This window comes from Rhizobium alarense (assembly GCF_021555155.1).
Taxonomy (GTDB): domain Bacteria; phylum Pseudomonadota; class Alphaproteobacteria; order Rhizobiales; family Rhizobiaceae; genus Rhizobium_D; species Rhizobium_D alarense.
On sequence record NZ_JAKGBU010000021.1, the window covers coordinates 54,005 to 62,365 of the forward strand.

At 64.8% G+C, this 8,361-nt stretch carries 8 protein-coding genes; 1 reads left to right on the top strand and 7 read right to left on the bottom strand.

Annotated features, from left to right (window positions below):
• Positions 1–5 precede the first annotated feature (5 nt).
• Entirely contained in the window at positions 6–737 is a 732-nt protein-coding gene (gene ccoO / locus LXM94_RS09000; RefSeq protein WP_235770852.1) for a cytochrome-c oxidase, cbb3-type subunit II, read from the bottom strand.
• A 10-nt stretch (positions 738–747) separates the two neighbouring features.
• Positions 748–2,367: a cytochrome-c oxidase, cbb3-type subunit I gene (gene ccoN, locus LXM94_RS09005; protein ID WP_235770853.1), complete on the bottom strand. Its 1,620-nt coding sequence runs from the start codon at positions 2,365–2,367 to the stop codon at positions 748–750.
• 205 nt (positions 2,368–2,572) lie between these two features.
• Between ccoN and LXM94_RS09010 the strand changes: the two genes are divergently transcribed.
• Positions 2,573–3,058, top strand: a complete 486-nt coding sequence (locus LXM94_RS09010) for a hemerythrin domain-containing protein (RefSeq protein ID WP_235770854.1) — start codon at positions 2,573–2,575, stop codon at positions 3,056–3,058.
• A 7-nt stretch (positions 3,059–3,065) separates the two neighbouring features.
• Here the strand turns inward: LXM94_RS09010 and LXM94_RS09015 are convergent, their stop codons facing one another.
• The 5 genes from LXM94_RS09015 to LXM94_RS09035 form a co-directional block, all read right to left on the bottom strand.
• Complete coding sequence (locus LXM94_RS09015; protein WP_235770855.1) at positions 3,066–3,923, bottom strand: PAS domain-containing protein; 858 nt, start codon at positions 3,921–3,923, stop codon at positions 3,066–3,068.
• A gap of 93 nt (positions 3,924–4,016) precedes the next feature.
• Positions 4,017–4,949, bottom strand: a complete 933-nt coding sequence (locus LXM94_RS09020) for a lipid A biosynthesis lauroyl acyltransferase (RefSeq protein WP_235770861.1) — start codon at positions 4,947–4,949, stop codon at positions 4,017–4,019.
• A gap of 11 nt (positions 4,950–4,960) precedes the next feature.
• The gene (locus LXM94_RS09025) at positions 4,961–5,989 is read right to left on the bottom strand and encodes a zinc-binding dehydrogenase (RefSeq protein WP_235770856.1); all 1,029 of its coding nucleotides are present in this window, start codon (positions 5,987–5,989) and stop codon (positions 4,961–4,963) included.
• 53 nt (positions 5,990–6,042) lie between these two features.
• Positions 6,043–7,329, bottom strand: coding sequence for a beta-ketoacyl-ACP synthase (locus LXM94_RS09030; RefSeq protein ID WP_235770857.1), 1,287 nt, complete (start codon positions 7,327–7,329; stop codon positions 6,043–6,045).
• Positions 7,330–7,338: 9 nt separating this feature from the next.
• The coding region (locus LXM94_RS09035; protein ID WP_235770858.1) for a beta-ketoacyl-ACP synthase at positions 7,339–8,361 on the bottom strand (1,023 nt) is incomplete at its 5' end.

The following is an 8,361-nucleotide window of genomic DNA, read 5'->3' on the forward strand; positions in this document are numbered from 1 at the left end:
CCTCCTCAGCGGTAGCCGCTCGCGGCATCGTAGGTGGAGAAGTCCACCAGCGTGCCGAGCATCTGCAGATAGGCGACAAGCGCGTCCATCTCGGTGAGCTTCTGCGCGTCGCCGTCGAAATCGCCGATCTTCGCCTTCGGGTAGCGGGCCTCGACGCCGGACGTATCGGCGTTGGGGTCGGCCTGCGCCTTGAGGTCGGCAACCGCGTTTTCGATCATCTCGCCGGTGTAGGGCACGCCGACGCGGCTGTTGGCGGTGAGGTTCATCGCGACGTCGGCGACCTTGAGCGGCGTCTCCTTCAGGAAGGCGTAGCTCGGCATGATCGATTCCGGCACGACCGAGCGGGGCTCGACGAGGTGCTGGACGTGCCATTCGTTGGAGTATCGGTCGCCGACGCGCGCGAGATCGGGTCCCGTGCGCTTGGAGCCCCATTGGAACGGATGGTCGTACATGCTCTCGGCAGCAAGCGAATAGTGGCCGTAGCGCTCCACCTCGTCGCGGAACGGCCGGATCATCTGGCTGTGACAGACATAGCAGCCTTCCCGGACGTAGATGTCGCGACCGGCAAGCTCGAGCGGCGAGTAGGGCCGCATGCCTTCCACCTTCTCGATGGTGTTCTCGAGGTAGAAGAGCGGTGCGATCTCGACGATGCCGCCGATGGTGACGACCAGCAGGGAGCCGGCGAGAAGCAGGGTGGCGTTGCGTTCGAGGATCGCGTGTTTGTCGAGTATGGACATGGTCTGCCTCCTATTCGGCCGGTTGGAGGGCTGCGGCGGGTGCGACCGATCCGGGGATCGGCGCCTCCTCACGCTGGTAGCCGAGGATGGTCATGGTGATGTTCCAGGCCATGATCAGCGCGCCTGCGAGGTACAGGCCGCCGCCCAGCGCCCGGAGCAGATAGTAGGGGTAGAGCGCGGAGACGGTCTCGGCGAAGGAATAGACCAGGAAGCCCTGATCGTCGTATTCGCGCCACATGAGACCCTGCTGGATGCCGGCAACCCACAGCACGGCCGCGTAGACGACGATGCCGAGCGTGGCGAGCCAGAAATGCCAGTTGATGAGCCTGAGGCTATAGAGCCGCTCGCGGTTCCACAGCTTCGGCGTCAGGTAGTAGATCGCGCCGAAGGAGATCATGCCGACCCAGCCGAGCGCGCCGGAATGCACATGGCCGATCGTCCAGTCCGTGTAGTGGCTGAGCGAGTTGACCGCCTTGATCGACATCATCGGGCCTTCGAAGGTCGACATGCCGTAGAAGGCGACGGCGATCACCATCATGCGGATGATCGGGTCGGTGCGGATCTTGTCCCAGGCGCCCGACAGCGTCATCAGGCCGTTGATCATGCCGCCCCAGGAGGGCATCCACAGCATGATCGAGAACACCATGCCGAGCGTCTGCGCCCAGTCGGGCAGCGCGGTATAGTGCAGGTGGTGCGGACCCGCCCAGATATACATGAAGATCAGCGCCCAGAAGTGGATGATCGACAGTCGGTAGGAATAGACCGGGCGGTTCGCCTGCTTCGGGATGAAATAATACATCATGCCGAGGAAGCCGGCCGTCAGGAAGAAGCCGACGGCGTTGTGGCCGTACCACCACTGGGTCAGCGCGTCCTGCACGCCCGCGAAGGCCGAGTAGCTCTTGACGCCGAGGAAGGACACGGGGATCGCCAGGTTGTTCACCACGTGCAGCATCGCGATCGTCACGATGAAGGAGAGGTAGAACCAGTTCGCCACATAGATATGCGGCTCCTTGCGCTTGAGGATCGTGCCGAGGAAGACGGCGAGATAGGCGACCCAGACGACGGTGAGCCACAGGTCGACATACCATTCCGGTTCCGCATACTCGCGGCCCTGGGTGATGCCGAGCAGGTATCCGGTCGCCGCCATGACGATGAAGAGCTGGTAGCCCCAGAAGACGAACCAGCCAAGATTGCCGCCGAAAAGCCGGGCGCGCGACGTGCGTTGCACGACATAGAGCGAGGTGGCGATCAGCGCATTGCCGCCGAAGGCAAAGATGACGGCGGATGTGTGCAGCGGCCGCATGCGGCCGAAGTTGAACCAGGGCTCTATGTTGAGATCCGGATAGGCGAGTTGCAGGGCCACGACGACACCGACCAGGAAGCCGACGACGCCCCAGAACATCGTGGCGATCACGCCGTATTTCACGACCTCGTCGAAATAGAAACTCGTGTCGGCGGCCGGCTGCGGGGCGAAGCTGACCTTGCGCAGCATGACCGCCGTACTGCCGAGCAGGACGAAGAACAGCACCCACATATGCGCCTGGAAAAGATCGTCCCGGGCGAAGGCGGCACCCAGAAACGCGACAAAGGCGCCGACCGCCAATGTCAATGTCGATGATCCGTATTTCATCGTTGGCATCCCCCAACTTGCGTTGACCATGCCTGCCCGCCGGGCGGAACAGGACATGCCGTTGCACGAGGGATCGCAGAAGCGCGACGCGGCGGCCTTGACCCAAATCAAGGAAGACCGGCCCTGCGGCAATCATTCTCGGGAGCAAGCTGGCGGACCGCATAAGAAAAGCGTGGACCGTCGCCGAGCTTCGGAGACGACGACCATGACACCCCCTGCGGAACGCATCGACGACCTGCTCGCCACCGCACCGGACGGCACACTGTCGCTCGACTGGCTGCAACGCGCCCATGACACCCAGCTTCACCTGTGCGGCGCGCTGGAGGAGATCGCCGACAGCCTGCCGGACAACATCAATCGGCAGCGTTGCCTCGCTGCCGCGAAGGCGCTCGGTCCGCTGGTCCACCAGGTACACCGCTACGAGGAAACCGTCGTCTTTCCGGCGCTGGAGAGACAGGCCGGCAGCAGCCCTCTCCTGCACGAGACGCTGTCGCGCCTGAAGTTCGAGCATTGCGAGGACGAGTGCTTCGCGGAGGAACTGGTCGACGCGCTGCAGCGGCTGGGGCGCGGCGACGGCGGCATCAATATCGAAGCGACGGGTTACATGCTGCGCGGCTTCTTCGAGACCATGCGCCGCCACATCGCCTTCGAAAAGACGATGCTCTACGGATTGCCGCCGCTTGCCGGGTGACGCAGCGTCAGGCGGCCATGGGATCGCGGCCGTCCGCCGAGCGGCGCAGGGTCAGCAGCGCGCCGAGCATCTTGCTGCCGCCCGACCGGCACGGCGCCATCCGGCAGTGCGTCATTCCGTTCACGACACGCGGCGACACGTAATTGTATTCGACGATCTCACCCGAAAAACAACGGTCCAGCATCGGCTTCACCCGGTTCTCGAAGCGCTGCACGCCGATGAATTCGATGATATGTCGCCCGATCAGATCGATCGGTTTGTGGTTCAGATGCTCCGCATTGACAGGATTCGAATAAAGGTAACGATAGTCGGTCGTGATGACCGCGACGCGATCCGGGATGCTGTCGAGGATCACGTCGCTCAAAAACCCCTCGTCGACCAGATAGGGGCTTCGGACAACCGAAGATGACAGCCGGGGCCGCATCGGCTCGATGACGCGCGGGTTGCTCGGCATGCCGAAATAGCGGTCGAGCAGACCCTGGATGTAGCTCGCCTGGCGCTGGACGCAACTGCGGTCCTCGCATTCCTCGCGCAGAAGATCGACCATGAACTGGAACTGGTCGCGAAGCTCGCCCACCGAGGCCGCCTGGCGGTGGAAGATCAGGGAAAGCGAAGGCTCGATCTCCCGGTCGAGAACGGAAACGAGTTTCTCGTCTCCGTTGCGTATTGCATGTTTCAACTGAGAATACTTGAACCAGAACAGCTCAACAAGGGTCTTCAATTTAAACCGCCCTCTGTTATTGCCAACACCAACGGCAATAATGTCAATACAATGATTGTACTTGTCAAAATGAAAGAATACAGTTTGACGTTGCCCTCCCGTCGGCGCCCAAAGCGCTTTCATTAGCAGGAGGTTAACAGCCATTTTGCCGAAAGACAAACAAATTTGGCAGAAAAATCGCCAAAACTGAATATTGAACCGACTTCAAAAATATAAGTTACGGCAGGTTTGTTCGCCTTACGAAGTAATCAGCCCGTGCTTGATATCCCAGCGGTCGTGGTACCAGAGCCACTGCCCGGGATGTTCGCGCACCCAGGCCTCCACCTTGTCGTTGAGTTTCTGGGCTGTCGCATCGACATCGACCGCACCGTCCCCGCGCCGCGGAATGTCCATGGCGGGCTCCAGTTCGAGGCGGAACCGATTGCCCGGCAGGCGGATGCAGCGGGCGGGATAGACCTCGCAGCCGAATTGGCGAACGAGCTTGGCAAGAAGCGGATTCGTCGCGACGGGGCGACCGAAAAACGACGTCTTCAGCCCTTTCTTGAATTTCTGGTCGACGAGCACGCCGACCGGCCCGCCGCCGTCGAGCTTGCGCGCCAGCGTGAAGGAGGAGCCGGCATGCGACGGCACCAGATGGCCCATGCGGGCACGCCGGAAGGCGTAGACCTTTTCGGCGATATAGGGGTTGTTCGGCGGGCGGAACAGCACCGTCACATCGAGCCCGAACGCGGCCCCCGCGACCGGCAACAGCTCGAAATTGCCCGTATGCGCCGTGAAGACGATGAAGGGCCGCGGATTGTCGCGCAGGTCGACGAAGAGCGGAATGCCCGAAACCTCGATGCGGCCGACCGTGTCGCTGAAGGGATCGAAGTCGAAGAGCTGGTCGAGGAAGACATATTCGGCGGCAAGCCGCCCCATGTTGCCCCAGCTGTCGAGCGCGATCGCCTCGATCTCCGCCTCGGTCTTTTCGGGAAAGGCGTTGCGCAGATTGGTGAGCGTCAGCGTGTGCCGCTTCGTCTTCGGGCCGATCCAGCGCGCGAAGCGATCGGCGGAACGGATGGCGCGGTCGGCCGGCAGCAATTTCAGCAGGTTCAGCAGCGCGAAGGCGAATTGCGCGACCGACCACTGCTGGAACTTCCGCAGGGCAAGCACGATCCGGGTGACGAACATGCGCACGGGCATCAATCCAGCTTGAGAACGATCTTCCCGAAGATCTGGCGCGATTCCATGCGCTCCAGCGCCGTCGCGATGCCGTCGAAGGTCACCTCCGTGTCGATCACCGGATGCACGATGCCGCGGGCCATCTTCTGCATGGCATTCGCCATGTTCTCCATGCGGCAGCCGAACGAACCGAGGAGCTTCAGCTGCTGCTGGAAAAGCATCATCAGGTTCATCTCGGTCGATACGCCGGAGGTCGAGCCGCAGGTGACGAGCCGGCCGCCGCGCTTCATGCAGAGCATGGAGCCCGCCCAGGTGTCCTTGCCGACATGCTCGAACACCACGTCGACGCCCTTCTTCTTCGTCAGCTTGCGCACGACGCCCTCGAAGCGGTCGGTGCGGTAGTTGATGACGTGGTCGGCGCCGAGCGCCCTCGCCTTCTCGATCTTGTCGTCGGAGCCGACGGTGGTGATGACGGTGCAGCCGATCCTCTTGGCGAGCTGGATCGCCGCCGTGCCGATGCCGGAACCGCCGGCATGGACGAGGATCGTCTCGCCGGGCTCGAGCTTCGCATTGTCGAACAGCATGTGCTCGACGGTACCGAAGGTAACAGGCGCAAGAGCCGCCGCAACCGCGTCGATGCCCGGCGGCGCCGGCACGAGCTGGCGGGCCGGGATATTGATCTTCTCCTGCGCGAAACCGTCGAGGTGGAAGCCGTGCACGCCGCCCACATGTTCGCAGAGATTGTCCCGTCCTTCGCGGCAGGGCTTGCAGAGGCCGCAGATGCGCGCGCCATAGACCGCGACGAGTTGCCCCGGCAGCACGGTGGCGACGCCCGGACCGATGGCATCGACCACACCGGAAGCCTCCGCGCCGATCACCAGCGGCATCTTGCGCTTGGCGAAGGCCATGCCGCGCCAGCCCCAGACGTCGATATGGTTCAGTGCCACCGCCTTGACACGCAGCGTCACCTCGCCCGGACCGGGGGCCCCGGGCTCCGGAATGTCGGTCAGTTCGAGCTTGCGGTCGTCAAGGAGTTGCAGCGCGCGCATGTCGGTCCTTCTTCAGCCCCTTCGGGCGGTGTCTTCTTGTCCGGGCCTGTCGCTTAGGCCGGTTCCGCCGTCATGACAAGGCTGGCGTTCTGTCCGCCGAAGCCGAAGGAGTTGGACAGCACGGCCGAAACCTCCTTGTCGCGCTTCACGTTCGGCACGACGTCGAGCACGATCGTCGGATCGGGATTGGTGTGGTTGATCGTCGGCGGCAGCGTGCCGGTCAGCATCGTCTGGATCGAGAAGACGGCCTCGACGGCGCCTGCCGCCGTCAAAGTGTGGCCGATCATCGACTTGTTCGAGGAGACCGGAATCGCCGGCAGCGCGTCGCCGAAGACGGCCGACATGGAGAGATATTCCATCTTGTCGTTTTCCGGCGTCGAGGTGCCGTGCGCATTGATATAGCCGATGGCGCCCTCGTCGAGGCCCGCATCCTCCAGTGCCGCGCGGATGGTGGCGATGGCCGGGCCGCCGTCCGGCGAGGAGCGCGTGCGGTGGAAATGGTCGGCCTTCTCGCCGCAGCCCTTCATGATGCCGAGCACGCGGGCGCCGCGGGCGACGGCCGCCTCGAGCGATTCGAGCACGAGCGTCGCGGCACCTTCGGCGATGACGAAGCCGTCGCGGTCCTTGCTGAAGGGTTTCGAGGCCCTGCTCGGCGGATCGTTCTGGGTCGAGAGCGCCGAGAGCAGCGCGAAGCGGATCAGCGCTTCCGCCGTCACCGAGCCATCGGTTCCGACCGTCAGCGCCCGCGTCGCCCGGCCCTGGCGGATCGCCTCGACGCCGAGTTGGATCGCGGTCGCGCCGGAGGCGCAGGCGGTCGAAAGCGTCACCGGCAGGCCGCGTGTGCCGTATCGGTCGGCGAGCCGCTCGGAGATCGCCCCGAAGAGCCAGGCCTCGTGCAGCGCCGGATCGGGCTTTTCGCGCAGCACCGAAAGAAAGCGGTCATAGGCGTCGCCCGGACGCTGCGACGGCGGCGCGCGGTCGGCGAGCGCGAAACGGGCGCTCCATTCCGGCTCGATCGGCGGGGCGGCGAGGAAGAGCGGCCCGCCGAAATCGCCGGACAGCCCGGCCTGGGCCAGCGCCTCGTCCGTCGTCTCGCGCGCATAGGCAAAGGATCGCTCGACCGGATTTTCCGTCGGCAGGTCGACGAAGTCGACCGTGCCGGCGATGCGGGTGTTGAGGCCGTCGACGGGGAAGCGCGTGATGCCGTGGATGCCGGAGACGCCGCCGGTCAGCGCCGCCCAGTTGTCCGCGAGCCCCTGGCCGAGCGAGGTGATGACGCCCATGCCGGTGACGGCGACGATCGGGCGGCCAAGGTGATCGGTGTAGGCCTTGCTGTTCATGGACTGTCCTCAGGCTTCGGCGGAAAGCACGGCGACGCCCTCGCCGCGCGCATGTCCGATGGTGGTGACGACGGCAGTCTTCGGCGCGGCGGGGGCCGGCGCCTCGGAGGCGTCGAACGGCTGCACTTTCGCGCCGGCCGACAACGACAGTGCGGCCAGCGCGATGCCGAGCGGGAACTGCGTCTCCAGCGCATGGCCGGCCACACCGCTGTAGCCGCGGACCGGAGTGCCTGCGAGGCGCTGGTCGAGCCAGCGCCGCTCGCGTGCCGTAAGACCGGCCTGGCCGGACGCTCCGGAGAAGACGACCGCCTCGTCGGCCGCCGGAGCCGACCCGAGAAGCGCATCGAGACGCGCCTCCAGGCGCCCCTCGTCGCGCGCCCCGCGGTCACCGCCGACCCGGTCGATCACCGCATAGATGCGGGCACCGCGCGCCTGCGCCCGCGCCCGCGATTCGAGAACCAGGAAGGCGCCGCAGGTTCCGGTGATGATGCCGCGGTCCGGATCGTCGCCGCGCGACCAGAGCGGCGACCAGCCGCCCGTCGCATGCGCGCCGATCGCCTCGTAGAGCAAAATGACATCCGGCCGTTCCGCGATCAGCGCGCCGCCGACGAGCGCGTGGCTCGACTGGCCCGCCTTGATGCGGAAGAAGGCGGTTTCGACGGCGCTGATGCCCGACGCTTCCTCGCCCATGAAGGTGCGCGAGGATCCGGTCACCTTGTGTACGATCGAGATATTGCCGGCGAGCAGGTTGGAAAGCTGGGCAAGGAACAGCGTCGGACGCAATTCGGTGGTGAGCTTCTCGTTGAGCAGCTGCTCCCGGTCGTTGCGCTTCAGGCCTTCGTCGACGATCAGCGAATCGACATTGATGTCGCGCTCGCCGCCACCGGCCGCCACGATCATGTCCATCGTCGCGCAGGCTTCCGCGTCCTCCTTGAGCCCCGCGTCGTCGAGCGCGAGGCCGGCCGTGAAGACGCCGAGTCGCTGCCAGTTCTCCATCTGCCGCTGGTCGCCGCGCTTGGCGATCTGCCGGGA

Excerpts from the sequence above, each read along its gene's own strand:
- ccoO (WP_235770852.1), bottom strand. The coding sequence starts at position 737 with ATGTCCATACTCGACAAACACGCGATCCTCGAACGCAACGCCACCCTG.
- ccoN (WP_235770853.1), bottom strand. The coding sequence starts at position 2,367 with ATGAAATACGGATCATCGACATTGACATTGGCGGTCGGCGCCTTTGTC.
- LXM94_RS09010 (WP_235770854.1), top strand. The coding sequence starts at position 2,573 with ATGACACCCCCTGCGGAACGCATCGACGACCTGCTCGCCACCGCACCG.
- LXM94_RS09015 (WP_235770855.1), bottom strand. The coding sequence starts at position 3,923 with ATGGCTGTTAACCTCCTGCTAATGAAAGCGCTTTGGGCGCCGACGGGA.
- LXM94_RS09020 (WP_235770861.1), bottom strand. The coding sequence starts at position 4,949 with ATGTTCGTCACCCGGATCGTGCTTGCCCTGCGGAAGTTCCAGCAGTGG.
- LXM94_RS09025 (WP_235770856.1), bottom strand. The coding sequence starts at position 5,989 with ATGCGCGCGCTGCAACTCCTTGACGACCGCAAGCTCGAACTGACCGAC.
- LXM94_RS09030 (WP_235770857.1), bottom strand. The coding sequence starts at position 7,329 with ATGAACAGCAAGGCCTACACCGATCACCTTGGCCGCCCGATCGTCGCC.